Origin of the sequence: Kitasatospora sp. NPDC088346 (genome assembly GCF_044740765.1) — a bacterium.
Taxonomy (GTDB): Bacteria; Actinomycetota; Actinomycetes; order Streptomycetales; family Streptomycetaceae; genus Kitasatospora.
The window spans coordinates 627,080-651,891 of record NZ_JBIURH010000001.1 but is presented as its reverse complement, the minus strand read 5'-3'; the positions used below and the strand labels follow the sequence as shown (position 1 = coordinate 651,891).

Here is a 24,812-nt window from a genome sequence, read left to right as displayed (position 1 = left end):
AGCTGTGCAATAGGGACGACGTTGGCCCTGATGCGATTTCGTGCAGGTTACATGATGCCGGATATCCCGAGAAGTGGAATATCGCGTCCACATCGCGGACATAATCCGCAGGTCAGACGCGGTTTCCGGGGGGTTGCCAGGGGCTGGGGAGACAGGCCCTGCTCGGCACGTTGCCACCAGTGTGCCCGGCCGGACCGGGTGCGAAACAGGGGCGAAACGCGCCGTCCACATGGCGGCGACAGGCCCACCTGGGATTCCATCCCGACAGAAGGGCGGCGGGATGCGATTCCTCGGACTGTCGCACCTGCGGGCGAGCCTAGGACAGGCGGCGAGTGGCACCCATGTGCGGAACATCACGCATCCGGCGGCATAACCATGCAACCTCATGTGTCATCGCACAGACCCGCCCGGCGGCCCTCACGACGGGCGCCGCGGCGGGTACCGCGAGGTCAGCCGACGTGCCCGCCGATCAGATGCCCCAGCAGGAAGGTCACACCGGCCGCGGCGCCGCCCAGCACGAGCTGGCGCAGCCCGCTGAACCACCAGCTGCGGGCCGTCACCCGGGCGACCACCGCGCCGCACAGGAACAGGCCCACCGCCGCCACGATCAGCGCCGGCCACAGGGCGCTCGCCCCGAGCAGGTACGGCAGCAGGGGCAGCAGCGCCCCCACCGCGAAGCAGCCGAACGAGGACGCCGCGGCGACCAGCGGCGAGGGCAGGTCGTTCGGGTCGATCCCCAGTTCCTCCCGGGCGTGCACGGCCAGCGTCCGCTCCGGGTCCACCGACAGCTGCCGGGCCACCTCGTGCGCCAGCGCGGGCTCCACCCCCTTGGCGACGTACAGCTGCGCCAGCTCGGCCAGCTCGCCCTTCGGGTTGCGGCGCAGCTCCAGGCGCTCGGCCTCGATCTCCGCCTCGACCAGCTCCCGCTGGGAGGCCACCGAGGTGTACTCGCCCGCCGCCATCGAGCAGGCTCCGGCGGCCAGGCCGGCCAGGCCGGTGATGATCACGGCGGTGCGGCCGATGTCGCCGCCGACCACGCCGGTCATCAGCGCGAGGTTGGAGACCAGGCCGTCCATCGCGCCGAAGACGGCGGGGCGCAGCCAGCCGCCGTTGACGTCGCGGTGGTGGCCCTCGTGGGGTATCCGCGGCGGCTGGTGGTCGGCGGTCTGTTCTGCGATGGTCACGGTCATGGTGCTGCACGGCCTTCCGTCGAGCGTCCCTCCCCCACCGGCTGCGGCCGGGTACGACGAAGCGCCGTGAACCGGGCAGCGCGCAGGGCTCTCACTGCTCGACGTTAGCCATCTGACCTGCGAGTTTCCAGCAAAGTAAGGCTGTCCGAACATGGCTTCGGCCGCCTGCGCCGAGGTGGGCACAGGCGGCCGGGAAGGCAGACAACAGCAGGTCAGGTGGGTTGGTCGGAGTTCTTTCCGGACTGCTTCGGCCCGTCGGCCGGCTCGGCGGGCGCGTCCTGGTCCGTCAGGTCGGCGGGCTCCTCCGCGGCGGTGACCGCGGGCTCGGCCTCGGTCTCGGCCTCGGCCTCGGCCCGGGCCGCCGGGTCGATCGAGTCCGGGTCTTCGCGGCCGGGGTACCGCCTGGCGCCGATCAGCAGGTAGGCGACGGCACCGGCGAAGACCAGGATCGAGGTCCAGTCGTTGAGGCGCAGGCCGAGGATGTGGTGGGCCTCGTCGATCCGCAGGTACTCGATCCAGAACCGGCCCACCGTGTACGCGGCGACGTACAGCGCGAAGGCGCGGCCGTGGCCGAGGGTGAAGCGGCGGTCGGCCCAGATGACCAGCAGGGCGACACCGACGCACCAGAGCGACTCGTAGAGGAAGGTGGGGTGGTAGATCCCGGTCGTCACGGTGCCGTCCGGCTGCACCTTGTCGATCTCCAGGCCCCAGGGGAGCGTGGTCGGCTTGCCGTAGAGCTCCTGGTTGAACCAGTTGCCCCAGCGGCCGCAGGCCTGCGCCAGGGCGATGCCGGGGGCGATGGCGTCGGCGTACGCGGGCAGCGGGACGCCGCGGCGGCGGCAGCCGATCCAGGCGCCGACGGCGCCGAGCGCGATCGCGCCCCAGATGCCGAGCCCGCCCTCCCAGATCTTGAGGGCGTTCCAGGGGTTCTTGCCGTCATCGAAGTAGAGCTGGTGATCGGTGATCACGTGGTAGAGCCGGCCGCCGACCAGGCCGAAGGGCACGGCCCAGACGGCGATGTCGCCGACGGTGTGCTTGGCGCCGCCGCGGGCGACCCAGCGCTTGCTGCCGAGCCACACGGCCACGACGACACCGATGATGATGCAGAACGCGTAGGCGCGCAGCGGGACGGGTCCCAGGTACAGGACGCCCCGCGACGGGCTCGGAATGTAAGCGATATCCATGGCAGGGTCGACGCTACCGTGTCGCACCCGCCACTCCGGCACCGCAGGCGGTCACAGCTTGGCCAAACACCTCGCCGCCGCACCCCGGGCGGGGTGCGGCGGCGCGCGGTGGCCGGCTCAGGGGGACGGCGGGGTGTTGCTCTCGGCCGCGGTGCTGGTCGGTGCGGGGCTCTGGCCGTTCGGGCCGGGGCTGCCGAGCGGCTTGCCCGCGTTGGCCTCGTCGACCCACTTCACCAGGTCCTCCGGGCTGATCTGCTCCTCGCCCTTCTTGGGGTAGATCGGCCCGCCGTTGAGCAGCACGGTCGGGGTGGACTTGTAGCTGGACTTGTCGAAGTCCTGCTGCACCGCCGACACCCAGCCGCCGTACTTGTTGTCGTTGACGCAGGCCTCGAAGACCGGTGTGTCCAGACCGGGGACCTTCTTGGAGAGCTCGATCAGGGTGGCCTTGTCACCGAAGGAGTCGCTGGTCTCCTCCGGCTGGTTGCGGTAGAGCACGTCGTGGTAGTCGCGGAAGTGGCCCGCGTCCTGGGCGCAGGCGAGCGCGTTGGCCCCGTACTTGGAGCCGCTGCCGCCGAGCGAGCGGTCGATGAAGGACACCACGTGGTAGTTGACGAACAGCTTGCCCTGGTCCTCCAACTGGTCGATGGTGGGCGAGAACTGGCGCTCGAAGCTGCCGCAGGCGGGGCAGCGCGGGTCCTCGTACACGGTGAGGACGGCGGGTGCGTTGGCCGGGCCGGCCGGGAGGACGAGGCTCTTGTCGCCGATCGCCCCGGTGGGGGCGGCGACCGGGGTCTCCGGCTTGGAGCGCTGGTTCTGCACCACCACGCCGACCACCACGGCGACGGCGATCACCGCGAGCACCGCCCCACCGATCACCAGCTTCTTCTTGCGCTTGTCGCGCGCCTCCTCGGCCGCCCGCGCCTCACGCATCCGGTCGCGGGCGTTGCGCTTGCCTTCACGGTTCTTCTCACTCATGGGTGCTGTGTCCAAAGGGGGGATCGGGTCACCGGGGGTGGGTGGCTCGCGCCGGCCTAGGCGACGAGCCAGGCGTCGGCCGAGAGCTTCGTCCGGGGCCGGAAGATCAGCCAGAGCGCCAGCAGCAGGAAGCCGGAGTCGCGCAGGATCTCCTGGAGGTACTCGGTCTTCGAGGCGTCCACCGTGCCGCCGCCGCCGAAGCAGCCGCAGTCGATGGAGATGCCGCGCGCCCAGGCGGAGGCGATCCCGCCGATGAAGGCGAGCAGCAGGACGGCGGAGATCACGGCGACGATGCGGGTGCCCAGGCCGATCAGCAGCAGGACCGCGAGGGCCAGCTCCAGGAACGGCAGGCCGTAGCCGATCGGCTTGACCAGGGACTCCGGCAGGATCTCGTACGCCCGGACGGCCTGCGCCGCCTCGGCCGGGTCGGAGACCTTCGCGAGCCCCGCCCACCCCCAGACCACGGCCAGGGCCAGCCGGACCACCAGACCGAACCACTCGGCCGGCTCGCCGTCCACCGCCCGACGCAGCCGCGAACCCGCGTCCGCCTCGGCGGTCTGCTGACTGGCCATCAGGGAATCCCCTCCTGCGATCGCCGCCGCTGCCCGGCGGGCCCGGCGTCCTGCCAGATGAACCGCCGGGGAAAAGGGAGGGTTCCTCCATTTTCAGGAGTTAAGCCGAATGAGTGATCAAAGGCGGTCATATGTCCGATCGCGTTTACGGCCGGTACGGCGCGCAGCGACTCTGCCCGGCGAGGTCACCGCGCGGCTGCCGGCCGCCCGCCAGCGAGCGGTCGGCCCGGGAGCCCGCCTGGGCCGTCAGCCGGGCCGCCTCCCCGCACAGGTACGCATCCTGCCTGGCCCGCTCCTCCCCCCGCCTGGCCAGCGCCTGCTCGACGGCCGCGTCCACCCCCACGCAGGCGCTCAGCGCGAGGGCGGCGGCAGCGGCACGGAGCAGGACGGAGCGGTGCAGGCACGGCACGGGCAGCCCTTTCGCGGAGCCTGGTCGTTCGAACGGTGCACGAACCACGGAGGTCCGGGGAGCACGGGGGACTCGTCCCTCCGCTCAACGCCGGTCAACCGTCGCCGATGCGTGTCGACTCCGCTCTTCACCCGTTCGGACCGACCGGCCCGCGGGTCATCCGCTCCGGCGTGCGGTCCGGGCCAGCCGCTCGCCGAGCCCCGCGAGGTCCTCGACGAACCACACCCGGCTCCCCTCGTTGCACTCGCGGACGAAGTCCCGCAGCGCGGCGCTGCCCTCCAGGTGCCGTTCGACGTCCCCCAGGACGGCGAGGCCCAGGCGGTAGTTGGCGAACTTCTGGACGATCCCGCCGGCCAGTCGGGTGCGCAGCCGGAAGAACGCGTCGGGCAGCCGCTCGACGGGGACGGCGACCCACCGGGCGTCCACGCCGAACGCCTCCCCGATCAGGTCCAGGGCGTCCTGCTCCCCCGCCAGCGGCGGTCCGGCGGGCGCGCAGAGCAGTACGGGGGTGCCGTCGAGGTCGTGCAGGGTCTCGGTCACGGGGTGGGTCCTCTCCTGGGCGGGTGTCGGCGGGCGGGCGGTCAGCCGGTGCCGGTCAGTCCGGCGACCAGCCGCAGGATCTCGGCGCCGTCCTCCAGCCCGCCGATCACGATGATCTTCAGGCTGGCGCGCTCCCGGTCGTGCGCGGTCTCCACCCGCAGCGGTTCGCCGCCCTGCGGCCGGCCGGTCAGCGCGGCGGTGATCAGGGTGGTCACCCGGTCCACCGTCGCCCGGTCGATCCCGTCGATCCGCACCACACAGGTCGCCTCACCGTGCCGGGCGACCGGGGCGGACGGCGGGACCGCCGACGACGGCTCCGCGACGGGCCGGCCGGTCAGGGCCGCCAGGTCCTCCCCGGCGATGCGGTACTGCTTGCCGATCCGGACGGCCTTGAGCCGCCCGTCCCGTACGTAGCCGCGCACCGTCCGCACGTGCAGCCCCAGCAGCTCGGCCACCTGCTCCACCGAGTACAGCTCCTGCGCCATCAAAGCCTCCTCAAACTTCCCCAAACATACCTGACATCCGGACGTTCAGGGAAGGATAGGGAGTGATAGCGACAACGCAGGGCGGTGAACGACGGACGGCCCGCCGGTCCTCGCGGGAGGCGAGGACCGGCGGGCCGTCCGAACGGCAGGTGCGGCAGGTGTGACAGGTGCGGCAGGCGTGACAGGTGGTGCGGGCAGCGGGTCAGCCGCGGCGGACGCCCTCCGCCAGCTCGGCGGCGAGCGCGCGGACCGACGCCAGGGCGGCCGGCTCGTCGCCGTCCGCGTCCAGGATCCGCTGGACGAAGGCCGAGCCGACGATCACGCCGTCCGCGAAGCGGGCGACCTCGGCCGCCTGGTCCGCGTCGGAGACGCCCAGCCCGACGCAGACCGGCAGGTCGGTGGTGGCCCTGGTGCGGGCCACCAGGTCCTCCGCGAGGTTGCCGACCGCGGCCCGGGTGCCCGTCACGCCCATCACGGCGGCGGCGTAGACGAAGCCCGAACCGGCGGCGGTGACCTCGGCCAGCCGCGGGTCCCGGCTGCTGGGGGCGACCACGAAGACGGTGTCGAGACCGTGCTCGCCCGCCGCCTTGCGCCACTCGTCCGACTCCTCGACCGGCAGGTCCGGCAGGATGCAGCCGGCTCCCCCGGCGGCCGCCAGGTCGGCGGCGAACCGCGCCACGCCGTAGCGGTCGACCGGGTTCCAGTACGTCATCACCAGCACCGGCGCGTCGGTGCCGGAGGAGACCTCGGCGACGGTCCGCAGCACGTCCTTGATCTTGACGCCGGCCCGCAGGGCGATGTCGTCGGCGGTCTGGATGGTCGGGCCGTCCAGCACCGGGTCGGAGTGCGGCAGGCCGATCTCGACGACGTCGCAGCCGCCGTCGATCAGCGCCCGGACCGCGGCGATGCCGCCCTCGACGGTCGGGAAGCCGGCCGGGAGGTAGCCGATCAGGGCGGCCCGGCCCTCGGCCCGGACGGCCGCGAGGGTGGTGCTCAGCTTGGTCTGCGTCATGGTCACTTGCCCCCGTCGGCGGCGTTGTCGTCGTAGAGGCCGAAGTACTGCGCGGCGGTGTGCATGTCCTTGTCGCCGCGGCCGGAGAGGCTGACCAGGATGGTGGCCCGCGGGCCGAGCTCCCGGCCGAGGACCAGGGCGCCGGCCAGCGCGTGGGCGCTCTCGATGGCCGGGATGATGCCCTCGGTGCGGGACAGCAGGCGCAGGGCCTGCATCGCCTCGTCATCGGTCACCGGCCGGTACTCGGCGCGGCCGGTGTCCTTGAGCCAGGCGTGCTCCGGCCCGACGCCGGGGTAGTCGAGGCCGGCCGAGATGGAGTGGCTCTCGATGGTCTGGCCGTCCTCGTCCTGGAGGACGTAGGTGCGCGAGCCGTGCAGCACGCCCGGGTCGCCCTTGGTGAGGGTGGCGGCGTGCTTCGGCGTCTCGGCGCCCTCGCCGGCCGCCTCGCAGCCGATCAGGCGCACGCCCGCGTCCGGGATGAACTCGTGGAAGATGCCCATCGCGTTGGAGCCGCCGCCGACGCAGGCGACGACCGCGTCGGGCAGCCGGCCGGTACGCTCCAGCACCTGCTCGCGGGCCTCGACGCCGATCACCCGGTGGAAGTCGCGGACCATCATCGGGAACGGGTGCGGGCCGGCGACGGTGCCGAACAGGTAGTGCGTGGAGTCGACGTTGGCGACCCAGTCGCGGAACGCCTCGTTGATGGCGTCCTTGAGGGTGCGGCTGCCGGACTTCACGGCGACGACCTCGGCGCCGAGCATCCGCATCCGGGCGACGTTGAGCGCCTGGCGCTCGGTGTCCACCTCGCCCATGTAGATGGTGCAGTCGAAGCCGAACAGCGCACAGGCCGTGGCGGTGGCCACGCCGTGCTGGCCGGCCCCGGTCTCGGCGATGATCCGGGTCTTGCCCATCCGGCGGGTGAGCAGGGCCTGGCCCAGCACGTTGTTGATCTTGTGCGACCCGGTGTGGTTCAGGTCCTCGCGCTTGAGCAGGACGCGCGCGCCGCCCGCCTCGGCGGAGAAGCGGTGCACGTCGGTGAGCGGGCTGGGACGCCCGGTGTAGTCCTTGAGCAGGGCGTCGAGCTCGGCGGCGAAGGCCGGGTCGGCCTTGGCCTTCTCGTACTCGTCGGCGACCTGCTGGACCGCGGCGACCAGCGCCTCGGGGATGAAGCGCCCGCCGTAGGCGCCGAAGTAGCCGCGGGTGTCCGGGACCTGGGGGCCCGGCCGGTGGTTCTCGGACATGGAGAAGTCCTTGAGGTGAAGGGGATGGCGTGCGGTGACGTCTGGCGGCGACCGGAAGGTCAGCCGTGCGTCCTGCGCCATCGGCGCCCCGGCACCTGTCCCGGCTCGCACCCGATCACGTACCGCACCCGGCGCCCCAGCACCCGGCGCGCGGGCGCGCGGCAGCCGCGCGGGCGGCAGCCGGGGGCGAGACGGGAGGCGAGGGACATGGTGTGCGGGTCAACCCCGCCCGTTGTTGCGCAGCGCCGGGTGGGCACCGGCGGCGACCAGGTCGGCCACCGCGGCCTTCGGGTCCCTGCCGGTCACCAGGGACTCGCCGACCAGGACGGCGTCGGCCCCCAGGTTGGCGTAGGAGATCAGGTCGTGCGGGCCGCGCACCCCGGACTCGGCGACCTTGACCACGTGCGCCGGGATGGCGTCCACCACGTTGCCGAAGGTGTTGCGGTCCACCTCGAGGGTCTTGAGGTTGCGGGCGTTGACCCCGATGATCCGGGCGCCGGCGTCGACCGCGCGGGCGATCTCCTCCTCGTCGTGCACCTCCACCAGCGGCGTCAGGCCGATCGACTCGGCCCGCTCGATGAGCGAGACCAGGGCCGGCTGCTCCAGCGCGGCCACGATCAGCAGCGCGAGGTCGGCGCCGTGGGCGCGGGCCTCCCAGAGCTGGTACGCGGTGACGATGAAGTCCTTGCGCAGGAGCGGGGTGTCGACCGCGGCGCGTACGGCGTCGAGGTCGGCGAGGGAGCCGCCGAAGCGGCGCTGCTCGGTCAGCACGCTGATCGCGGCGGCGCCGCCGGCCGCGTAGTCCGTGGCCAGGGCGGCCGGGTCGGCGATGGCCGCCAGCGCGCCCTTCGACGGGCTGGAGCGCTTGACCTCGCAGATCACCCGGACACCGTCGCCCCGGAGGGCGGCCACGCCGTCCTTGGCCTCGGGTGCCCTCGCGGCGAGCTCCTTGAGCTCGTCCAGGGAGACCCGGGCCTGTCGCTCGGCGAGGTCCTCACGGACCCCGTCGATGATCTCGTCGAGCACACTCACGCGAGCGCCCCCATCATTCTGCTGGCTGTGAGCCGGTCAGGGTCGTGCCCTGCCGGGTCTTGCAGTCGTTCCGGCCTCGGGTGCGATGCGCACGGATCGGTGAGGATCCTGTGCTTCCACGCCCCCGTCGGTCCTTCGATGGTATCGGGCACAGGGGGCGTGAAGTGCATCGGACCGGCTCGCGTCTCGCGGATCGGACCTCCCGTGCGCCGTTGCGCACGCCGGCGCCGCGGCCCGGTCAGGCCATCCCGGGGGCCAGTCCGACCCCGGGAGGAAGGTTGCGCAACACGGTGAACGCGACCAGCAGCAGCACCAGCAGCACCGTCTGCCGCGCCCCGAACGCCACCCTCGGCGCGGGCCCGCCGCTCAGCGCCGCCCACGTCCAGCGCACCCAGAACACCGCCAGGACGACGGCCAGCACCAGCACCAGCACGTTGTCGTGGGCCGCCGTGTTGAGATCGCCCCTGGTCAGCGCATGCACACAGCGCAGGCCGCCGCAACCGGGGCACCACCAGCCGGTGGCCTGGAGCACCGGACAGACGGGGTAGTGGCCCGGGCTGCCGGGATCGACCGCGGCGACGTACGCGGTCGGGATGGCGACCGTCACCAGGGCGGCCAGCGGGCGGCCGAGCCGGCGGAGCGGGGACCCCTTCGGGGCCGGGGCTGCGGGAGCGTTCACGCAGCAGATTGTGCCCGCCGCGCGGGCCGGGCACGGGAACGCGGAACGGCGGGCGTGGCGCGCCCGCCGTTCGGCCGTAGTGATCCCTGCGCGGTCAGGCGGTGACCGGGGTGCGCTCCTCGGTGGGGGCGGGCGCGAAGTTCGGGCTGGGCTGCTTGCCCATGCCCGCCATCGCCATCGCCTTGCCGACGACACCGGCGGCCACCACGACCACGAGACCGGCCCAGAAGAGCGGGATGCTGGGGATGATCATCGCGACACCGCTGACGGTGAAGCCGATGAAGGCGATGGTCACGCCGGTCCAGGCGGCGGGAGTGTGGCCGTGCGCTGCTGCCGACATCTGCTGGTGCTCCTTGGTTCTCCGGGTCCCGGGCGGGCGGCCGCGTGGCGCTCGACGGGTTGACGCCTCCATTGTGCCGGGCCGTTACACGTACACCCAAAGGGGGGCCCGGTAGCCTCCGTCACACCCCGCCGGGCGCCGACGGCGGATCAGCCGGTCGGGTCCTCGCCCCGGTCCAGGGCCTTCCACAGGTCGGCCGGGGAGTTCGCGGCGGCCCGCGGCGCGGCGGCCGCCCTGCGGGTCGGGGCCTCGTAGCGGGCCCCCATGGCCGGCCAGTGGCGGCCGGAGCGGACGGTCAGCACACCGGCCAGGGCCAGCAGCACCCCGCCCGCCAGCGCCACCCAGGGCCACCCGGAGTGGCTGATCTGCTGCGCCTGCGCGTCGGCCAGCGCGAGCTTGCGGGCCGCCTCGGCGTGCAGGCCCGCCGTGTCGGTGGCGCCCAGCAGCGCGCCCGCCCCCGCCCCGAGCCCGGCCAGCACCGTCAGCACGCCGACGGCCGCGCGGGCCCGGCCCCGCACCGCGAAGACCGCCACCGCGGCGGCCAGCGCCACCAGCGCCAGACCGCCGGGCAGACCGGTCAGCGTGCTGCCGGTCGCGCTGATCTCCAGCCGCCCGCCGTCCAGCCCGGTCACGGTGCCCCGTGCCCAGGTCCGCCCGACGGCGGTCAGCACCAGGACGGCGCCGAGCGCGGTGAGCAGCAGCATCAGCGCGAGGCTGCGGCGGTCGGTGGGGCGGGGAGCACTCTGTTCGGTCACCCGTCCACTATCCACGACGGCGGCGCCGGCACCGTCAGGCGGGGTCCCGGGGGAAGCCGTCGGTGCGGCGGTCACGCCGTCCGCCTCCCTCGCTGCCCCGGTGGTGCCGATGGGCTCACGACAGCGGCGCGCGCAGGGTGTTGGCGGTGGCGACGGCGCGCAGGACGGCGGCGGCCTTGTTGCGGCACTCGGCGTCCTCGCTCGCCGGGTCGGAGTCGGCGACCACGCCCGCGCCGGCCTGGACGTAGGCCGTGCGGTCGCGGATCACGGCGGTGCGGATGGCGATCGCGGTGTCCGAGTCGCCGGCGAAGTCCAGGTAGCCGACGCAGCCGCCGTACAGGCCGCGGCGGGTGGGCTCCAGCTCCTCGATGATCTGCATCGCGCGCGGCTTGGGCGCCCCGGAGAGGGTGCCGGCCGGGAAGCAGGCGGTGAGCACGTCGAACGCGGTCCGGTCGGCCGCGACCCGGCCGGTGACGGTGGAGACGATGTGCATCACGTGGCTGTAGCGCTCGATCGACATGAAGTCGACCACCTCGACACTGCCCGGCTCGCAGACCCGGCCGAGGTCGTTGCGGCCCAGGTCGACCAGCATCAGGTGCTCGGCCCGCTCCTTGGGGTCGGCGAGCAGCTCGGCGGCCAGCTCGGCGTCCTCGTGCGGGGTGGCGCCGCGGTGCCGGGTGCCGGCGATCGGGTGCACCATCGCCTCGCCGTCGGTGACCTTGACCAGCGCCTCCGGGCTGGAGCCGACCACGTCGAAGCCGCCCGCCGCGCCGCCGTCCGGGCCGGGGAAGCGGAACAGGTACATGTACGGGCTGGGGTTGGTGGTGCGCAGCACCCGGTACACGTCCAGGGCGGTGGCGGGGCAGGGCGCCTCGAACCGCTGCGAGGGGACCACCTGGAAGGCCTCGCCCGCCCGGATCCGCTCCTTGACCACCTCGACGGCCCGGCGGTACGGCTCGCCGCCGAAGGGTGACCGGGCGTCAGCGGCGGTCGGGGTGAAGGTCGCCAGGCCCGGGTCGACCGGCCGGCCGAGGTCGGCCTCCATGGCGTCCAGCCGGGCGACCGCGTCCGCGTAGGCCTCGTCGACGCCGGTGGCGAGGTCGTTGTGGTTGACCGCGTTGGCGATCAGCACCACGCTGCCGTCGACGTGGTCGAGCACGGCCAGGTCGGTGGCCAGCAGCAGGGTGAGCTCGGGGAGCCGCAGGTCGTCGGGGGTGAGGTTCGGCAGCTTCTCCAGGCGGCGGACCACGTCGTAGCCGAGGTAGCCGACCAGGCCGCCGGTGAGCGGCGGGAGGCCGTCGTCGGCGTGCCGGGGGGTGTGCAGGGTGGCGAGGGCGGCGCGCAGCACCTCCAGCGGGTCCCCGGTGGTGGGGATGCCGACCGGGGGCGCGCCCAGCCAGCGGGCTCCGCCGTCGGGGCCGACGGTGAGGGTGGCGGCGCTGCGCACGCCGACGAACGAGTAGCGGGACCAGCTGCGGCCCTGCTCGGCGGACTCCAGCAGGAAGGTCCCGGGCCGCTCGGCGGCGAGGCTGCGGTAGACGCCGATCGGGGTGAGGCCGTCCGCCAGGAGCCGACGGGTGACGGGGATGACCCGGGTGTCTGCGGCGAGCTTGCGGAAGGCCTCTAGGTCCATGGGGTTCTGCACCGTTCGGGGTAGGCGGACTGACGCGGGGACAGCTGGTGGGGACAGGCTACCGAGCGAGCGGCAGGGCGTCGGCGTCGAAGCAGGTCCGGTCGCCGGTGTGGCAGGCGGCGCCGACCTGGTCGACCTTGACCAGCAGGGTGTCGCCGTCGCAGTCCAGGGCGACGCTCCGGACGTGCTGGAGGTGGCCCGAGGTGTCGCCCTTGACCCAGTACTCGCGGCGGCTGCGGCTCCAGTAGGTGCAGCGGCCGGTGGTGAGGGTGCGGTGCAGCGCCTCGTCGTCCATCCAGCCGAGCATCAACACCTCGCCGGTGTCGTACTGCTGGGCGATGGCGGGGAGCAGGCCGTCCTCGGTGCGCTTGAGGCGGGCCGCGACGGCCGGGTCGAGGGCGGTGGTGCCGGGGGTGGCGGGCGTGGTGGACATGGGTCCCATTGTGGCAGCCGGGGCGGGAGGGGCGGATCGAGGGACGGATCGGGGGACGGTGGGATCCGGTACGGCGGGCCGCACGGCCGCGGCCCGTCCTCACGCCGGGCTCTCCCCGCCGTCCGGCCACACCACCTGGACGAACAGCCCGGCCCGCCGCGCCTCCTCGACCACCCGGGCCGGTCCGCTGCCCGGACGGCCGTCCCAGACCGCGATCAGCTCGTCGACCATGCCGACCAGCGCCCGGCAGGTGTCGTCGCCCGGGCCGCCGGCCGCCGCGGGGGCGAGCCGGTGGACGGCGGTGGCCCGGCCCAGCAGACGGCTGCGGGCCGCGTCCGGGCGGGCGCCCGCCGGGACGATCACCTCGATCCTGCCGCCGTGGTCCAGGACGGCCTGGGCGAACCAGCGTTCCGGGCCCGGCGCGAGGCAGCCCACCCCGACCAGCTGGTAGGCACCGAAGGCGGTCACGAGCTGCCAGAGCTCGCCCCTGACCAGCATCTCGGTCAGGTCCGACAGGCCCTGGTGACCGGTGATTCCGACGCGCATGGAAGATCTGACCCCTCAGCCGGGGTCGTGCCGGCGCCAGCGTATACGGAATCGCCCGAACCACTGACGCCGGCGGCCGGGCCCGGACACAATGGCTGCGAGTCGAGGGGGCAGCGGTGCGACAGCGGCGGGTGGTGGCGACGGCGGTCGCCGTGGTGGTGCTGGTGGTCGGGGCGGCCGTCCTGCTGTGGCCGCAGGACCGGCACCGGGCGGCCGCGCCGCCGCCCCCCTCCCCCTCGCCGAGCGCGACACCGAGCCCGAGCGCGAGCCCGAGCAGGGTGCTGCCGTACCCGTTCTTCCTCCCGGGCACCTGCCTGGACCACCCGCAGCTGAGCGAGACGGTCACCCGCGCCGAGGAGCGGCCGTGCGACGGCCCGCACGACGGCGAGGCGATCGCCGACGTCGTGCTGCCCGACGGGATCACCAGCGACGCCGGGATCGGCCGGGCCCTGCGGGAGCTGTGCGCGGCGCCGGTCGCCGAACGGCAGAAGCTCCAGGGCGGTGACGGCAGCTACTACGGCTTCCCGCTCGGCCCGTACCTGCAGTACTACCAGCAGGGCATGCACGAGGCGACGTGCACGCTGACGGCCAGCGACCGGCAGGGCGGCCGGAAGCTCACCGGCCACCTGCGCTGACGGCCCGCCCGCTCAGCCCTCCGGCATCATGCCCAGCTGGCGCATCATGGAGACGGTGTCCCAGCTCCACCAGCCCTCCTTGGCCATGCCGTCCTCGAACCGCCACATCGTCATGCCGGCGCACTCGACGGTCCGGTTGCTGGCCGGCATGCCCATGAACTCGCCGATGTGGGTGCCGCGCCACATCCAGCGGGTGGCCACCTGGTCGCCGTCGGCGATCTGGCTGCGGATGTCGAAGGTGAAGTCGAAGGACTTCCGGTAGCCCTCGATCATCTGCTTGACCGCCGCCGGGCCGACGGTGTCGGCGTCCATCGAGGGGTCGTGGTCCCGGTAGTCCGCCGCGACCAGCTCGTCGATCGGGGTCATGTCGCCCCTCGCGGTGTTGACCAGCAGGCGCCGGGCCGCGTCCTTGAGCAGTTGCTCGTCACGGACCAGGTCCAGGTTGGTGAAGGTCGGGGGCTCCTGGCAGAGCGCGACCATCTCCCGGAAGATCCGGTCGGTCTCCGGCAGGCCGGAGTTGCGCATCGCGGCCTCGTACGAGGGGAACTCGACGATCTCGACGATGTGCCGGCCGTCCGCCCGGTCGGCGCCCACCATCGCGTGGGTGGCGGTGCGCCGGCCCTCGGTCTGCTCGATCCAGTCGTCCATCAACCGGTTGAGCTCGTCCGGCCGCTCGGTGCGACATTCCACGATCTGTACAAAGGTCATCGCGACCTCCCGATGAGACCCCCTGGTTGCCTCCGTCCACCGACCGCGCCGCCTTCCACTCTCCTCCGGCCCCACCACACCCACAAGGCAGGTCCTAGGGTGGCCGCATGGCGAGGTATGCGCGGGTGGAGCGGGAGCGGTTGGCGGGGCTGCTGACCGGGGCGGGGCCGGAGGCGGCGACGCTGTGCGGGGGGTGGCGCACGCGGGACCTGGCGGCGCACCTGGTGCTGCGGGAGCGGCGGCCGGACGCGGCGGCGGGGATCCGGCTGACGGCGCTGGCCGGCTGGAACCGCCGGGTCCAGGCCGAGTACGCCGAGCGGCCGTACGAGGAGCTGGTGCGGATGTTCCGCGAGGGGCCGCCGCGACTGTCCCCGTTCGCGCTGCCCGGCGCGGACGAGGCGGCCAACGTGGTGGAGTTCTTCGTGCACGCGGAGGACGTCCGGCGGGCCGGGGCGGCCGGGCCGGAACCGGTGGATCCGGGTCTGGCCGGGGCGCTGTGGCGGCGGCTGCCGTCGCTGCTGCGGTTCGAGGTGGGCCGCCGGCTGCCGGTCGCCCTGGTGCTGGCGCGCCCGGACGGGCAGCGGGTGGAGCTGGCCCACCCGACCGGTCCGACGGTCGAGATCACCGGCGAGCCGGGCGAGCTGGTGCTGTTCGGGTACGGGCGCGGGGCGCGCGCGCAGCTCACGGTGAGCGGCGCCGAGACGGCCGTCGCGGCACTGCGGCGGGTGCGGCCGCTGCCCTGACGGCCGGCGCGCGGTGCCCCCGGGCCGGGGGCACCGCGGCGGCGGTCAGCGGACGGGGTGGCCGGCCTCGCGGAGGGCGTCCTTGACCTGGTCGATCCGCAGGTCACCGAAGTGGAAGACGCTGGCGGCGAGCACCGCGTCGGCGCCGGCCTCGACGGCCGGGGCGAAGTCGGCCAGCTTGCCGGCCCCGCCGGAGGCGATCACCGGGACGCTGACGGCCTTGCGGGCGGCCCGGATGATCTCCAGGTCGTAGCCGTCCTTGGTGCCGTCCGCGTCCATCGAGTTGAGCAGGATCTCCCCCGCGCCGAGCTCGGCGGCGCGCACGGCCCACTCGATCGCGTCCAGCCCGGTGCCGCGGCGGCCGCCGTGCGTGGTCACCTCGAAGCCGGAGTCGGTGACGGTGCCCTCGGGGCAGCGGCGGGCGTCCACCGACAGCACCAGCACCTGGCGGCCGAACCGCTCGGCGATCTCGCGGACCAGCTCGGGGCGGGCGATGGCGGCGGTGTTGACGCCGACCTTGTCCGCGCCGGCCCGCAGCAGCTGGTCGACGTCGTCGACGGTGCGCACGCCGCCGCCGACGGTGAGCGGGATGAAGACCTGCTCGGCGGTGCGCCGCACCACGTCGTAGGTGGTGGCCCGGTCCCCGGACGAGGCGGTGATGTCGAGGAAGGTCAACTCGTCGGCGCCCTGGGCGTCGTAGAGCTTGGCGAGCTCGACCGGATCGCCCGCGTCGCGCAGGTTCTGGAAGTTGACGCCCTTGACCACCCGCCCGGCGTCGACGTCCAGACAGGGGATGACTCGTACGGCGAGGGTCACTGCTTGCCTTCCAGGGAGGTTGCCAGCCCGGGACGGTGGGCCTCGATCTCGATCTCGACCATCATCCGGGAGTCGATCAGGCCCTCCACCACGACCATGGTGGAGACCGGCCGGATCGCGTCGAAGAGCTGCTTGTGCGCCCGGCCCGCCTCGTCGCAGTCCCGGACGTGCGTGAGGTACATCCGGGTGCGGACCACGTCGGCGGCCGAAAGCCCGTACTCCGCAAGGGCCTTGAACGCCACCTCGAAGGCGGCGAGGGTCTGCCGGTACGGGTCGCCCTCGTGGTGCACCAGGCCGTTCTCGAAGGCGGTGGTGCCCGCCACCAGGACGGTGTCCCCGACCGCGATGGCTCGGGAGAATCCGAACTGCTCCTCCCAGGGGGAGAATCCGGTCACTCGGTGCGAACGCGGCGCGGCCGGGGTCTCACTCATCGGGACACTGCCTCCAGGGCCTCTTCGAGGGTGAACTTCTGCTCGTAGAGGGCCTTGCCCACAATCGAACCCTCGACACCTTCCGGGACGAGGGTCGCGATGGCGCGCAGGTCGTCGAGCGAGGAGACCCCGCCGGAGGCGACCACCGGCCGGTCGGTCGCGGCGCAGACGTTGCGCAGCAGCTCCAGGTTGGGGCCGGTCAGGGTGCCGTCCCGGTTGACGTCGGTGACCACGTAGCGGGCGCAGCCCTCGGAGTCGAGGCGGGCGAGGACCTCGTAGAGGTCGCCGCCGTCGCGGGTCCAGCCGCGGCCGCGCAGGGTGGTGCCGACCACGTCGAGGCCGACCGCGATCTTGTCGCCGTGCTCGGCGATCACCTTGGCGACCCACTCCGGGGTCTCCAGGGCGGCGGTGCCGAGGTTGACCCGGGTGCAGCCGGTGGCGAGGGCGGCGGCCAGCGAGGCGTCGTCGCGGATGCCGCCGGAGAGCTCGACCTTGAGGTCGAGGCGGCCGGTGACCTCGGCCAGCAGCTCGCGGTTGGAACCGGTGCCGAAGGCGGCGTCCAGGTCGACCAGGTGCAGCCACTCGGCGCCGGCGCTCTGCCAGGCCAGGGCGGCGGCGAGCGGCTCGCCGAAGGAGGTCTCGGTGCCGGAGGCGCCCTTGACCAGGCGGACGGCCTGGCCGTCGCGGACGTCGACGGCGGGGAGGAGTTCGAGGCGGCTCATCGGTAGGACAGGCTCCTGGCTCAGAGGGTGTTGACCCAGTTGGTCAGCAGGGCGGCGCCGGCGTCGCCGGACTTCTCGGGGTGGAACTGGGTGGCCCAGAGCGGGCCGTTCTCGACGGCCGCGACGAACGGCTGCCCGTGCGTGGTCCAGCTGACCAGCGGGGCGGTGATGTTGTCGTTTGTCACCCGCAGCTCCCAGTTCCGCACGCCGTAGGAGTGCACGAAGTAGTAGCGGGTCATGGGGTCGAGTCCGGCGAACAGCCTGCTGCCGGCGGGCACGTCCACGGTGTTCCAGCCCATGTGCGGGACGACCGGCGCGTCCAGCGGCTCGACCGTGCCGGGCCACTCGTCGCAGCCGGCCGTCTCGACGCCGTGCTCGACGCCGCGCTCGAAGAGGATCTGCATGCCGACGCAGATGCCGAGCACCGGGCGGCCGCCGGCCAGCCGGCGGCCGATGATCACGTCACCGCGGACCTCCTTCAGCCCGCGCATGCAGGCCTCGAAGGCGCCGACGCCGGGGACGAGCAGTCCGTCCGCCTCCAGGGCCGTCCGGAAGTCCGAGGTCACGGTGACGTTGGCGCCGGTGCGCTCGACGGCCCGCTGGGCGGAGCGCAGGTTGCCGGACCCGTAGTCCAGCACGACGACGTTCTTGGCCATCAGGGTTCTTCGTCTCTTCCGGTCTCTAGAGGCGCATGACGCCGGAGGCGAGGCACAGCACGGCACCGATCGCGAGGACCGCGATCAGGCTCTTGGACTGCTTCTGCTTCCAGAACGAGTACACGCCGCCGGACAGGAAGAGCCCGGCGATGATCAGCAGTGTTGCGGACTTGCTCACAGCGCACCCTTGGTCGAGGGGAGGATGCCTTCCGCGCGCGGGTCGCGCTCGGAGGCGTAGCGCAGGGCACGCGCGAGGGCCTTGAACTGGCACTCGACGATGTGGTGCGCGTTGCGACCGTACGGGACGTGCACGTGCAGGGCCACCTGCGCCTGGGCGACGAAGGACTCCAGGATGTGCCGGGTCATCGTGGTGTCGTAGCTGCCGATCATCGGCGCCATGCCCGCGGGCTCGGTGTGCACCAGGTACGGGCGGCCGGAGAGGTCCACGGTGACCTGGGCGAGCGACTCGTCCAGCGGCACGGTGCAGTTGCCGAAGCGGTAGATGCCGACCTTGTCGCCGAGCGCCTGCTTGAAGGCGGCGCCGAGTGCGAGGGCGGTGTCCTCGATCGTGTGGTGGGTGTCGATGTGCAGGTCGCCGTCGGTCTTCACGGTGAGGTCGAAGAGGCCGTGGCGGCCGAGCTGGTCGAGCATGTGGTCGTAGAACCCGACGCCCGTGGAGATGTCGGTCTTGCCGGTGCCGTCGAGGTCGATCTCGACCAGGACCGAGGTCTCCTTGGTGGTGCGCTCAACGCGGCCGGTACGGGACATGCGGGTTACAGCTCCTTGATGGAATAGCGGACGGCGTCGAGGAAGGCGTCGTTCTCCGCCGGGGTGCCGGCGGTGACGCGCAGCCGGCCGGGGACCCCGTTGTCCCGGACCAGCACGCCCCGGTCGAGAATCGCCTGCCAGACCGCGTGCGCGTCGTCGAAGCGGCCGAACTGGATGAAGTTGGCGTCGGAGTCGGTGACGTCCAGGCCGAGCCCGCGCAGCGCGTCGACCAGCCGGTCGCGCTCGGACTTCAGCTGCTCGACGTAGCCGAGCAGGGTGTCGGTGTGCTCCAGGCAGGCCAGCGCGGTGGCCTGGGTGACGGCCGACAGGTGGTACGGCAGCCGGACCAGCTGGACGGCGTCGACCACGGCCGCGTCGGCGGCCAGGTAGCCGAGCCGCAGCCCGGCCGCGCCGAAGGCCTTGGACATCGTCCGGGTGACCACCAGGTTGGGCCGGCCGGCCAGCAGCGGCAGCAGCGAGGGCCGGTGCGAGAACTCCACGTACGCCTCGTCCACGACCACCAGGCTCGGCCCGGCGGCCTGGGCGGCCTCGTACAGCGCGAGCACGGTGTCGGCGGCGACGGCGGTGCCGGTCGGGTTGTTCGGCGAGCAGACGAAGACCACGTTCGGCCGCCGCTCGGCGATGGCCGAGGCGGCCGCGTCGAGGTCGACGGTGAAGTCCGGGTTGCGCGGCCCGGAGATCCACTCCGTGCCGGTGCCGCGGGAGATCAGCGCGTGCATCGAGTACGAGGGCTCGAAGCCGATCGCCGTGCGGCCGGGGCCGCCGAAGGTCTGCAGCAGCTGCTGGAGGACCTCGTTGGAGCCGTTGGCCGCCCAGACCTGCTCGCGGGTGCGGGCGAAGCCGGTGGTGCGGGTCAGGTAGGCGGCCAGGCCCTCGCGCAGCTCGACGGCGTCGCGGTCCGGGTAGCGGTTGAGCCCGCGGGCGGCCTCGGCGACCCGCTCGGCGATCCGGGCCACCAGCGGCTCGGGCAGCGGGTACGGGTTCTCGTTCGTGTTGAGCTGCACGGGGACGTCCAGCTGCGGTGCGCCGTACGGGGACTGGCCGCGCAGCTCGTCCCGGATCGGGAGATCGTTCAGGTTCACGTACCGGGTACCGTCCAGTCGAAGCGGGCCTTGATCGCGTCACCGTGGCCGGGCAGGTCCTCCGCCTCGGCCAGGTTCACCACGTGCGCGGCGACGTCGGCGAGCGCCTCGCGGGAGTAGTCCACGACGTGGATGCCGCGCAGGAAGGACTGCACCGACAGGCCGGAGGAGTGGCAGGCGCAGCCGCCGGTCGGCAGCACGTGGTTGGATCCGGCCGCGTAGTCGCCGAGCGAAACCGGCGAGTGCGGGCCGATGAAGATCGCGCCGGCGTTGCGGACCCGGGCGGCGACCGCACGGGCGTCGCGGGTCTGGATCTCCAGGTGCTCGGCGGCGTAGGCGTTCACCACCGCGAGTCCCTGCTCCAGGTCGTCGACCAGCACGATGCCGGACTGCCGGCCGCCGAGCGCCTCGGTGACCCGCTCGCGGTGCCGGGTGGTGGCGACCTGCGCCGCGAGCTCGGCCTCGACCGCCTCGGCCAGCGCGGGCGAGTCGGTGACCAGCACGGAGGCGGCCATCGGGTCGTGCTCGGCCTGGCTGATCAGGTCGGCGGCCACCTCGCGCGGGGCCGCGGTGTCGTCGGCGAGGACGGCGATCTCGGTCGGCCCGGCCTCGGCGTCGATCCCGATCCGGCCCTTGAGCAGGCGCTTGGCGGCGGCCACGTAGATGTTGCCGGGGCCGGTCACCAGGTTGACCGGCGCGCACTCCTCGGTGCCGTAGGCGAACATCGCGATCGCCTGGGCGCCGCCGGCCGCGTACACCTCGGTGACGCCGAGCAGCGCGCAGGCCGCCAGGATGGTCGGGTGGACGGAGCCGCCGAAGGCCTTCTGCGGCGGCGAGGTGACGGCGATGCCCACGACCCCGGCCTCCTGGGCCGGCACCACGTTCATCACCACGGAGGACGGGTAGACGGCCAGGCCGCCCGGCACGTACAGGCCGACCCGGTCGACCGGCACCCACCGTTCGGTGACCGTGCCGCCGGGCACCACCCGGGTGGTGTGGTCGGTGCGGCGCTGCTCGCGGTGGACCAGGCGGGCGCGGCGGATCGACTCCTCCAGCGCGGCCCGGACCTTCGGGTCCAGCGCCTCCAGGGCGGCGACGATCTGCTCCTCGGCGACCCGGGTGCTCTCCAGCTTCACGCCGTCGAACCGCTCGGTGATCTCGATCAGCGCCGCGACCCCGCGATGGCGTACGTCCTCGCAGATCGGCCGCACCTTCTCCAGGGCGGCCTCCACGTCGAACTCGGCTCGGGGCAGCACGTCGCGCAGGTCCGAGGAGGAGCCGCGCAGGTCGATTCGAGAGATCACACGGCCAAGTGTAGGGAGTGGCCGAAACCGACGGTCGCGCATTTCAGTCCGTGATACGAAAGCCGAGACGATTCACGATCTTCGGGGGAGACGGCGTGGACCACGCACCGGGCGACTGGACGCCGACCGAGCAACGGCTGTGGCAGGCCTTCCGGCAGGGCAGCGTGCACGATCTGCGGGTCGGCGACGACACCCTCGACGACGCGGCCGGCCCGGCGGTCTGGGGCCCCTCCCGCACGGTCCGGGCCGAGGTGATCGCCAAGCTGCTGCTCGCCGGACCGGAGCCGTCCCCCGGGCGGGTCGCCTCGCTCAAACTGAGCGGCGCACTGATCACCGGCCCGCTGGTGCTGGCCGGCGCGGACATCCGGCACTACGTCGAGTTGCACCAGTGCCGGTTCGAGCGGAAGGTGCTGATCTCCGAGGCGCGGGCCGGCACGGTCCGGCTGATCAGCTGCCTGATACCCCGGCTGGAGGCCTCCCGGCTGGCCACCGAGGGCGACCTCCACCTGGCGCGCTGCCACCTCCCGCAGGGCCTGCGGCTCACCGACGCCAAGATCGGCACCGACCTGCTGCTCAACCAGGCCGTCATCGGCGCCGACCGGCACGGCCGGGCACTGTCCGGCGAGGGCCTCACCGTCAGCCAGGACCTGGAGGCCGACCGGATCACCGCCCACGGCGAGGTCAGCCTGCGCTCCGCCCGGATCGGCGGCCGGCTCTCACTGCGCGGCGCCCAGCTGCACGCCGCGGCCGAGGACCGCAACTGCCTCAACCTGGCCCACATCACCGTCGGCCACACCCTGTACCTCGGCGGGTCGCTGGACGGCGGCTGGGCCGACTCCCGGACCATCTACGGCGACGGCTACGGCGCACCCATCCCGCCCGGCGCGGCCAGCACCCCGCTGCGGGCCTTCGGCGGCGTCCGGCTGGTCGACGGCCGGTTCGAGAACGCCTGTCTGATCACCAACGCCGAGTTCCACCTGTCCGAGCAGCAGGAGCTCTCGCTGCGCCGGATCCAGACCCCGGAGCTGCGGATCACCTGCCCCACCCCGCCCCGCGGCAGGGTCTCGCTCTCCCGCGCCCGGGTCGGCAACCTGGTCGACTCGCCCGAGAGCTGGCCGCGCGACGGCCTGGTCGGGCTCACCGGCTTCACCTACGACTCGCTGCGCCCGGACCGGCCCTTCACCGTCCGGCAGCGGATCTCCTGGCTGGAGAACGCCCTCGCCGAGTACCGCCCCGAGCCGTACGAACAGCTGGCCGCCGCCCTGCGCCGCGACGGCCGGGACGACGACGCCCGCGAGGTCCAGTACGCCAAGCAGCGCCGCCGCCGGGCCGCCCTGCCGCTGCCCGGCCGGCTCTGGGGCGTCCTCCAGGACTTCACGGTCGGCTACGGCTACCGGCCCGGGCGGGCCGCGCTGTGGCTGGTGCTCGCCTGGGGGCTGGGCACCGCGTACTTCGCCGAGCACCCGCCACCGCCGCTGAAGGCCGACGAGGCACCCGCCTGGAACGCCCCGCTGTACGCGCTCAGCAAGGTGATCCCGGTGGTCGACCTCGGGCAGGGCGGCTGGAACCCCGACCGGCCCGGCCAGTGGGTCGCGGCCGCCCTGGTGATCACCGGCTGGTTGCTCGCCACCACCGTCGTCACCGCCGCGACCCGGCTGCTCCAGCGCGGCTGAAGACCGGCCCACGGGCCGCGGCGGGCCCGATCGGGGGACTCTCCGCGAAAAGGGCGGGGCGCGGGCGGCGGCGCGGCAACTACGCTGTGCGCCGTGACTGAACGGCTGCCGCTCTTCCCGCTCAACACGGTCCTCTATCCGGGACTGGTGGTGCCCCTGCACGTCTTCGAGGAGCGCTACCGCCGGCTCGTGGCCGACCTGCAGGACCAACCGGAGGACCGGCCGCGCCGCTTCGGCGTGGTGGCGATCCGGGACGGCCGCGAGGTGGCCCCGGTCCGCGAGAGCGAGGAGCCCGCGGGCCCGCTGGACGGCCTGGGCACCGTCAGCGGCGACCCGCTGGAGGCGATCCACCGGGTCGGCTGCGTCGCCGACGTCAGCTCGCTGCGCGAACAGCCCGGCGGCCGGTTCGAGTTGCTGGTCACCGGCACCACCCGGTTCCGGCTGCGGTCGGTGGAGACCGGCGGCCCGTACCTGGTCGGCGAGGCCGAGACGCTGCCCGAGCAGCCCGGCGAGGGCGCCGGCGCGCTCGCGGCCGGGGTGGTCCGGGCCTTCCGGGCGTACCAGAAGCGGCTGGCCGGCGCCCGCGAGGCCAGCCTGGCCGGCGAGCAGGACCTGCCGGGCGACCCGCAGGTGCTGTCCTACCTGGTCGCGGCCGCCGCCGTGCTGCCCGCGCCGGTCAAGCAGCAGCTGCTGGCCTGCCCCGACAACGCCGGGCGGCTCGCGCTCGAACTGGAGCTGCTGCGCAGCGAGACGGCCCTGCTGACCCAGCTCCCCTCGCTGCCGGCCGTGGACCTGACCCGGCAGGCGTTCAGCCCGAACTGACCCCTCCCCCGGGCCCGCGCGGCCCCGGACCCGCACCCGCCCCGCAGAGGAGCCGCATGGCCAGGAAGACGAAGAAGGGCGGCCAGGGCACGCCCGCGACGGTGGCCCTGGAGGCCGCCCGGGTGCCCTTCACCGTGCACGCCTACGAGCACGACCCGGCCGCCGACACGTACGGCGGCGAGGCCGTCGACGCGCTCGGCATCCCGGCCGGTCGGGTGTTCAAGACCCTGGTCGCCGAGGTGGACGGCACCCTGACGGTCGGCGTCGTCCCGGTCTCCGGGAAGCTCGACCTCAAGGCGCTGGCGGCCGCCGTCGGCGGCAAACGGGCCGCGATGGCGGACCCGGCCGCCGCCGAGCGCAGCAGCGGCTACGTGCGGGGCGGGATCTCGCCGCTCGGCCAGCGCCGGCCGCTGCCCACCGTGCTGGACCTCAGCGCGCTGGAGCACCCGACCGTGTTCGTCTCGGCCGGCCGGCGCGGCCTGGAGGTCGAGCTGGCCCCGGCCGACCTGGTGGCGCTCACCTCCGCCCGGACGGCCCCGATCGGACGCTGAGGACGGGCCGCGGCGGCGGCTCGGCGGGGCTGCTCGGCGTGGTTCGGGGCCTTCCGGGGCCTTTCGGGGCCGCGCGGGGCTACTCGGGGCGCGGGGCGTCCTGCGGCGGGGTCCGGCCCTGCGGCTGCGCGCCCTGCTGATCCGGCTGCTGCTGGTCCGGCTGCTGCGGCGAGCCCCCGCCCGCCCGGTGGCGGCCCTCCGGCGCCGACCACTGCGGGCCGAACGCCCAGTACGGCGGCGGCTCCTCCTCGCGCTTGCCGAACGCGGCCGACATGGCCAGCAGCAGCACCATCGCCGTCAGCGGCCAGACCAGCAGCGCGCCGTGCGCACCGAGCTCCAGCGGCGCGCTGAAGGTGCCGCCGTCCCCCACCTGCCGGGCGTGCGCGCGCAGGTCGGCCGTCGGGCCGAGCGCGGCACCGAGCTGCCAGGCGGCCAGCGAACCGGCCAGACCGCCGAGCGCGAGCCCGACCGCGACAGCGATCCCGCCGCCGCGGCCGCGGGTGAGCAGGAAGGCCGTGACGGCACTGAGCGCGCCCGCCCCCAGCCCGAGCAGGGCGAGGACGGCGTCCGCCCCGGCCCGCTGCTCGCCCTCCGGGTCCATGTAGAGGATCTGGTTTCCGCTGACCTGGAACATCACCCTGGGCGCCAGCCAGTACCAGAGCAGGCCGACCAGCACGCCGAGCAGCGCGCAGGCGAGGCCGGTCAGGACGCCGATCCGCAGCTCGGGCAGGAGCGCCGGCCTGGTGCGCTCGGCCGGGACGTCGACGGTCGGCGGGGCGAACGGGTCCCGGTCGGGCCCGGGCCCGGCCTCGGCACCCGCAGGTGTGTTTGGTACGGTCACCCGACCATCGTTT

The 24,812-nt window shown here is 73.7% G+C and carries 32 protein-coding genes; 5 read left to right on the top strand and 27 right to left on the bottom strand.

Annotation, left to right across the window (positions count from 1 at the left end; genetic code table 11):
* Window positions 1-449 precede the first annotated feature (449 nt).
* The 17 genes from ACIOFR_RS02950 to ACIOFR_RS02870 all read right to left on the bottom strand — a co-directional run bounded on the left by ACIOFR_RS02950 (window position 450) and on the right by ACIOFR_RS02870 (window position 13,026).
* Window positions 450-1,178 carry a VIT1/CCC1 transporter family protein gene (locus ACIOFR_RS02950; protein WP_400992135.1) on the bottom strand — a complete coding sequence of 243 codons (729 nt, stop codon included), beginning with the start codon at window positions 1,176-1,178 and terminating at the stop codon, window positions 450-452.
* A 224-nt stretch (window positions 1,179-1,402) separates the two neighbouring features.
* Window positions 1,403-2,374 (bottom strand): prolipoprotein diacylglyceryl transferase, encoded by a 972-nt coding sequence (gene lgt / locus ACIOFR_RS02945; RefSeq protein WP_400991890.1) that lies wholly within the window; start codon window positions 2,372-2,374, stop codon window positions 1,403-1,405.
* 117 nt (window positions 2,375-2,491) lie between these two features.
* On the bottom strand, window positions 2,492-3,349 hold the full coding sequence (locus tag ACIOFR_RS02940) for a DsbA family protein (RefSeq protein ID WP_400991888.1): 858 nt from the start codon (window positions 3,347-3,349) through the stop codon (window positions 2,492-2,494).
* 56 nt (window positions 3,350-3,405) lie between these two features.
* A complete protein-coding gene (locus tag ACIOFR_RS02935) occupies window positions 3,406-3,921 on the bottom strand; it encodes a MauE/DoxX family redox-associated membrane protein (RefSeq protein WP_400991886.1) in 516 nt (171 codons plus the stop codon).
* Window positions 3,922-4,066: 145 nt separating this feature from the next.
* A complete protein-coding gene (locus tag ACIOFR_RS02930; protein ID WP_400991885.1) occupies window positions 4,067-4,330 on the bottom strand; it encodes a hypothetical protein in 264 nt (87 codons plus the stop codon).
* A 156-nt stretch (window positions 4,331-4,486) separates the two neighbouring features.
* On the bottom strand, window positions 4,487-4,870 hold the full coding sequence (locus tag ACIOFR_RS02925; protein ID WP_400991883.1) for a DUF4180 domain-containing protein: 384 nt from the start codon (window positions 4,868-4,870) through the stop codon (window positions 4,487-4,489).
* 41 nt (window positions 4,871-4,911) lie between these two features.
* Window positions 4,912-5,355: a helix-turn-helix domain-containing protein gene (locus ACIOFR_RS02920; protein ID WP_400991882.1), complete on the bottom strand. Its 444-nt coding sequence runs from the start codon at window positions 5,353-5,355 to the stop codon at window positions 4,912-4,914.
* Window positions 5,356-5,557: 202 nt separating this feature from the next.
* The gene (gene trpA / locus ACIOFR_RS02915; protein ID WP_400991881.1) at window positions 5,558-6,367 is read right to left on the bottom strand and encodes a tryptophan synthase subunit alpha; all 810 of its coding nucleotides are present in this window, start codon (window positions 6,365-6,367) and stop codon (window positions 5,558-5,560) included.
* Window positions 6,368-6,369: 2 nt separating this feature from the next.
* Window positions 6,370-7,608 (bottom strand): tryptophan synthase subunit beta, encoded by a 1,239-nt coding sequence (gene trpB / locus ACIOFR_RS02910; protein ID WP_400991879.1) that lies wholly within the window; start codon window positions 7,606-7,608, stop codon window positions 6,370-6,372.
* Window positions 7,609-7,667: 59 nt separating this feature from the next.
* Window positions 7,668-7,817, bottom strand: a complete 150-nt coding sequence (trpM, locus tag ACIOFR_RS02905) for a tryptophan biosynthesis modulator TrpM (protein ID WP_368666561.1) — start codon at window positions 7,815-7,817, stop codon at window positions 7,668-7,670.
* A gap of 10 nt (window positions 7,818-7,827) precedes the next feature.
* A complete protein-coding gene (trpC, locus tag ACIOFR_RS02900) occupies window positions 7,828-8,640 on the bottom strand; it encodes an indole-3-glycerol phosphate synthase TrpC (protein ID WP_400991877.1) in 813 nt (270 codons plus the stop codon).
* Between the two features lie 238 nt (window positions 8,641-8,878).
* Window positions 8,879-9,319: a DUF2752 domain-containing protein gene (locus ACIOFR_RS02895; RefSeq protein ID WP_400991875.1), complete on the bottom strand. Its 441-nt coding sequence runs from the start codon at window positions 9,317-9,319 to the stop codon at window positions 8,879-8,881.
* Between the two features lie 94 nt (window positions 9,320-9,413).
* The gene (locus ACIOFR_RS02890; protein WP_400991874.1) at window positions 9,414-9,659 is read right to left on the bottom strand and encodes an HGxxPAAW family protein; all 246 of its coding nucleotides are present in this window, start codon (window positions 9,657-9,659) and stop codon (window positions 9,414-9,416) included.
* A 149-nt stretch (window positions 9,660-9,808) separates the two neighbouring features.
* Complete coding sequence (locus ACIOFR_RS02885; RefSeq protein WP_400991873.1) at window positions 9,809-10,414, bottom strand: TIGR02234 family membrane protein; 606 nt, start codon at window positions 10,412-10,414, stop codon at window positions 9,809-9,811.
* Window positions 10,415-10,529: 115 nt separating this feature from the next.
* Window positions 10,530-12,047, bottom strand: coding sequence for an anthranilate synthase component I (locus ACIOFR_RS02880; protein WP_400991871.1), 1,518 nt, complete (start codon window positions 12,045-12,047; stop codon window positions 10,530-10,532).
* A 58-nt stretch (window positions 12,048-12,105) separates the two neighbouring features.
* A complete protein-coding gene (hisI, locus tag ACIOFR_RS02875) occupies window positions 12,106-12,480 on the bottom strand; it encodes a phosphoribosyl-AMP cyclohydrolase (RefSeq protein ID WP_400991870.1) in 375 nt (124 codons plus the stop codon).
* 99 nt (window positions 12,481-12,579) lie between these two features.
* Window positions 12,580-13,026, bottom strand: a complete 447-nt coding sequence (locus ACIOFR_RS02870; protein WP_400991869.1) for a hypothetical protein — start codon at window positions 13,024-13,026, stop codon at window positions 12,580-12,582.
* Between the two features lie 116 nt (window positions 13,027-13,142).
* Here ACIOFR_RS02870 and ACIOFR_RS02865 point away from each other — a divergent pair, with 116 nt between their 5' ends.
* On the top strand, window positions 13,143-13,661 hold the full coding sequence (locus ACIOFR_RS02865; RefSeq protein WP_400991868.1) for a hypothetical protein: 519 nt from the start codon (window positions 13,143-13,145) through the stop codon (window positions 13,659-13,661).
* A gap of 12 nt (window positions 13,662-13,673) precedes the next feature.
* Here the strand turns inward: ACIOFR_RS02865 and ACIOFR_RS02860 are convergent, their stop codons facing one another.
* A complete protein-coding gene (locus ACIOFR_RS02860; RefSeq protein ID WP_400991867.1) occupies window positions 13,674-14,369 on the bottom strand; it encodes an ester cyclase in 696 nt (231 codons plus the stop codon).
* 107 nt (window positions 14,370-14,476) lie between these two features.
* Here ACIOFR_RS02860 and ACIOFR_RS02855 point away from each other — a divergent pair, with 107 nt between their 5' ends.
* On the top strand, window positions 14,477-15,112 hold the full coding sequence (locus ACIOFR_RS02855) for a TIGR03085 family metal-binding protein (protein ID WP_400991865.1): 636 nt from the start codon (window positions 14,477-14,479) through the stop codon (window positions 15,110-15,112).
* Between the two features lie 45 nt (window positions 15,113-15,157).
* Here ACIOFR_RS02855 and hisF read toward each other — a convergent pair whose 3' ends face one another.
* Genes hisF through hisD form a run of 8 tightly spaced genes read right to left on the bottom strand, consistent with a single transcriptional unit; the run spans window position 15,158 to window position 20,912 of the window.
* Window positions 15,158-15,928, bottom strand: a complete 771-nt coding sequence (gene hisF, locus ACIOFR_RS02850; protein WP_400991863.1) for an imidazole glycerol phosphate synthase subunit HisF — start codon at window positions 15,926-15,928, stop codon at window positions 15,158-15,160.
* Window positions 15,925-16,359, bottom strand: a complete 435-nt coding sequence (locus tag ACIOFR_RS02845) for a RidA family protein (RefSeq protein WP_400991861.1) — start codon at window positions 16,357-16,359, stop codon at window positions 15,925-15,927. Before ACIOFR_RS02845 ends, hisF begins: the two co-directional genes overlap by 4 nt.
* On the bottom strand, window positions 16,356-17,081 hold the full coding sequence (gene priA / locus ACIOFR_RS02840) for a bifunctional 1-(5-phosphoribosyl)-5-((5-phosphoribosylamino)methylideneamino)imidazole-4-carboxamide isomerase/phosphoribosylanthranilate isomerase PriA (protein ID WP_400991860.1): 726 nt from the start codon (window positions 17,079-17,081) through the stop codon (window positions 16,356-16,358). Before priA ends, ACIOFR_RS02845 begins: the two co-directional genes overlap by 4 nt.
* A 20-nt stretch (window positions 17,082-17,101) precedes the next feature.
* A complete protein-coding gene (gene hisH, locus ACIOFR_RS02835) occupies window positions 17,102-17,737 on the bottom strand; it encodes an imidazole glycerol phosphate synthase subunit HisH (protein WP_400991859.1) in 636 nt (211 codons plus the stop codon).
* Window positions 17,738-17,762: 25 nt separating this feature from the next.
* Window positions 17,763-17,915: a hypothetical protein gene (locus ACIOFR_RS02830; RefSeq protein ID WP_400991858.1), complete on the bottom strand. Its 153-nt coding sequence runs from the start codon at window positions 17,913-17,915 to the stop codon at window positions 17,763-17,765.
* A complete protein-coding gene (gene hisB, locus ACIOFR_RS02825; RefSeq protein ID WP_400991856.1) occupies window positions 17,912-18,505 on the bottom strand; it encodes an imidazoleglycerol-phosphate dehydratase HisB in 594 nt (197 codons plus the stop codon). Before hisB ends, ACIOFR_RS02830 begins: the two co-directional genes overlap by 4 nt.
* 5 nt (window positions 18,506-18,510) lie before the next feature.
* A complete protein-coding gene (locus ACIOFR_RS02820; protein WP_400991854.1) occupies window positions 18,511-19,608 on the bottom strand; it encodes a histidinol-phosphate transaminase in 1,098 nt (365 codons plus the stop codon).
* The gene (gene hisD, locus ACIOFR_RS02815) at window positions 19,605-20,912 is read right to left on the bottom strand and encodes a histidinol dehydrogenase (protein WP_400991853.1); all 1,308 of its coding nucleotides are present in this window, start codon (window positions 20,910-20,912) and stop codon (window positions 19,605-19,607) included. Before hisD ends, ACIOFR_RS02820 begins: the two co-directional genes overlap by 4 nt.
* Window positions 20,913-21,007: 95 nt before the next feature.
* Here hisD and ACIOFR_RS02810 point away from each other — a divergent pair, with 95 nt between their 5' ends.
* The 3 genes from ACIOFR_RS02810 to ybaK all read left to right on the top strand — a co-directional run bounded on the left by ACIOFR_RS02810 (window position 21,008) and on the right by ybaK (window position 23,958).
* The gene (locus tag ACIOFR_RS02810; protein WP_400991851.1) at window positions 21,008-22,585 is read left to right on the top strand and encodes an oxidoreductase; all 1,578 of its coding nucleotides are present in this window, start codon (window positions 21,008-21,010) and stop codon (window positions 22,583-22,585) included.
* A gap of 93 nt (window positions 22,586-22,678) precedes the next feature.
* Window positions 22,679-23,407: an LON peptidase substrate-binding domain-containing protein gene (locus ACIOFR_RS02805; protein ID WP_400991850.1), complete on the top strand. Its 729-nt coding sequence runs from the start codon at window positions 22,679-22,681 to the stop codon at window positions 23,405-23,407.
* 56 nt (window positions 23,408-23,463) lie between these two features.
* Window positions 23,464-23,958, top strand: a complete 495-nt coding sequence (gene ybaK, locus ACIOFR_RS02800; protein WP_400991849.1) for a Cys-tRNA(Pro) deacylase — start codon at window positions 23,464-23,466, stop codon at window positions 23,956-23,958.
* Between the two features lie 79 nt (window positions 23,959-24,037).
* Here ybaK and ACIOFR_RS02795 read toward each other — a convergent pair whose 3' ends face one another.
* The gene (locus ACIOFR_RS02795; RefSeq protein ID WP_400991847.1) at window positions 24,038-24,799 is read right to left on the bottom strand and encodes a hypothetical protein; all 762 of its coding nucleotides are present in this window, start codon (window positions 24,797-24,799) and stop codon (window positions 24,038-24,040) included.
* Between the last annotated feature and the right edge of the window lie 13 nt (window positions 24,800-24,812).

What these genes read in the sequence shown, in the direction of transcription:
- lgt (WP_400991890.1), bottom strand. Translation starts at nt 2,374, where the DNA reads ATGGATATCGCTTACATTCCGAGCCCGTCGCGGGGCGTCCTGTACCTG.
- ACIOFR_RS02940 (WP_400991888.1), bottom strand. Translation starts at nt 3,349, where the DNA reads ATGAGTGAGAAGAACCGTGAAGGCAAGCGCAACGCCCGCGACCGGATG.
- ACIOFR_RS02935 (WP_400991886.1), bottom strand. Translation starts at nt 3,921, where the DNA reads ATGGCCAGTCAGCAGACCGCCGAGGCGGACGCGGGTTCGCGGCTGCGT.
- ACIOFR_RS02920 (WP_400991882.1), bottom strand. Translation starts at nt 5,355, where the DNA reads ATGGCGCAGGAGCTGTACTCGGTGGAGCAGGTGGCCGAGCTGCTGGGG.
- trpA (WP_400991881.1), bottom strand. Translation starts at nt 6,367, where the DNA reads ATGACGCAGACCAAGCTGAGCACCACCCTCGCGGCCGTCCGGGCCGAG.
- trpB (WP_400991879.1), bottom strand. Translation starts at nt 7,608, where the DNA reads ATGTCCGAGAACCACCGGCCGGGCCCCCAGGTCCCGGACACCCGCGGC.
- trpM (WP_368666561.1), bottom strand. Translation starts at nt 7,817, where the DNA reads ATGTCCCTCGCCTCCCGTCTCGCCCCCGGCTGCCGCCCGCGCGGCTGC.
- ACIOFR_RS02890 (WP_400991874.1), bottom strand. Translation starts at nt 9,659, where the DNA reads ATGTCGGCAGCAGCGCACGGCCACACTCCCGCCGCCTGGACCGGCGTG.
- ACIOFR_RS02880 (WP_400991871.1), bottom strand. Translation starts at nt 12,047, where the DNA reads ATGGACCTAGAGGCCTTCCGCAAGCTCGCCGCAGACACCCGGGTCATC.
- hisI (WP_400991870.1), bottom strand. Translation starts at nt 12,480, where the DNA reads ATGTCCACCACGCCCGCCACCCCCGGCACCACCGCCCTCGACCCGGCC.
- ACIOFR_RS02870 (WP_400991869.1), bottom strand. Translation starts at nt 13,026, where the DNA reads ATGCGCGTCGGAATCACCGGTCACCAGGGCCTGTCGGACCTGACCGAG.
- ACIOFR_RS02860 (WP_400991867.1), bottom strand. Translation starts at nt 14,369, where the DNA reads ATGACCTTTGTACAGATCGTGGAATGTCGCACCGAGCGGCCGGACGAG.
- ACIOFR_RS02855 (WP_400991865.1), top strand. Translation starts at nt 14,477, where the DNA reads ATGGCGAGGTATGCGCGGGTGGAGCGGGAGCGGTTGGCGGGGCTGCTG.
- ACIOFR_RS02845 (WP_400991861.1), bottom strand. Translation starts at nt 16,359, where the DNA reads ATGAGTGAGACCCCGGCCGCGCCGCGTTCGCACCGAGTGACCGGATTC.
- priA (WP_400991860.1), bottom strand. Translation starts at nt 17,081, where the DNA reads ATGAGCCGCCTCGAACTCCTCCCCGCCGTCGACGTCCGCGACGGCCAG.
- hisH (WP_400991859.1), bottom strand. Translation starts at nt 17,737, where the DNA reads ATGGCCAAGAACGTCGTCGTGCTGGACTACGGGTCCGGCAACCTGCGC.
- hisB (WP_400991856.1), bottom strand. Translation starts at nt 18,505, where the DNA reads ATGTCCCGTACCGGCCGCGTTGAGCGCACCACCAAGGAGACCTCGGTC.
- ybaK (WP_400991849.1), top strand. Translation starts at nt 23,464, where the DNA reads ATGGCCAGGAAGACGAAGAAGGGCGGCCAGGGCACGCCCGCGACGGTG.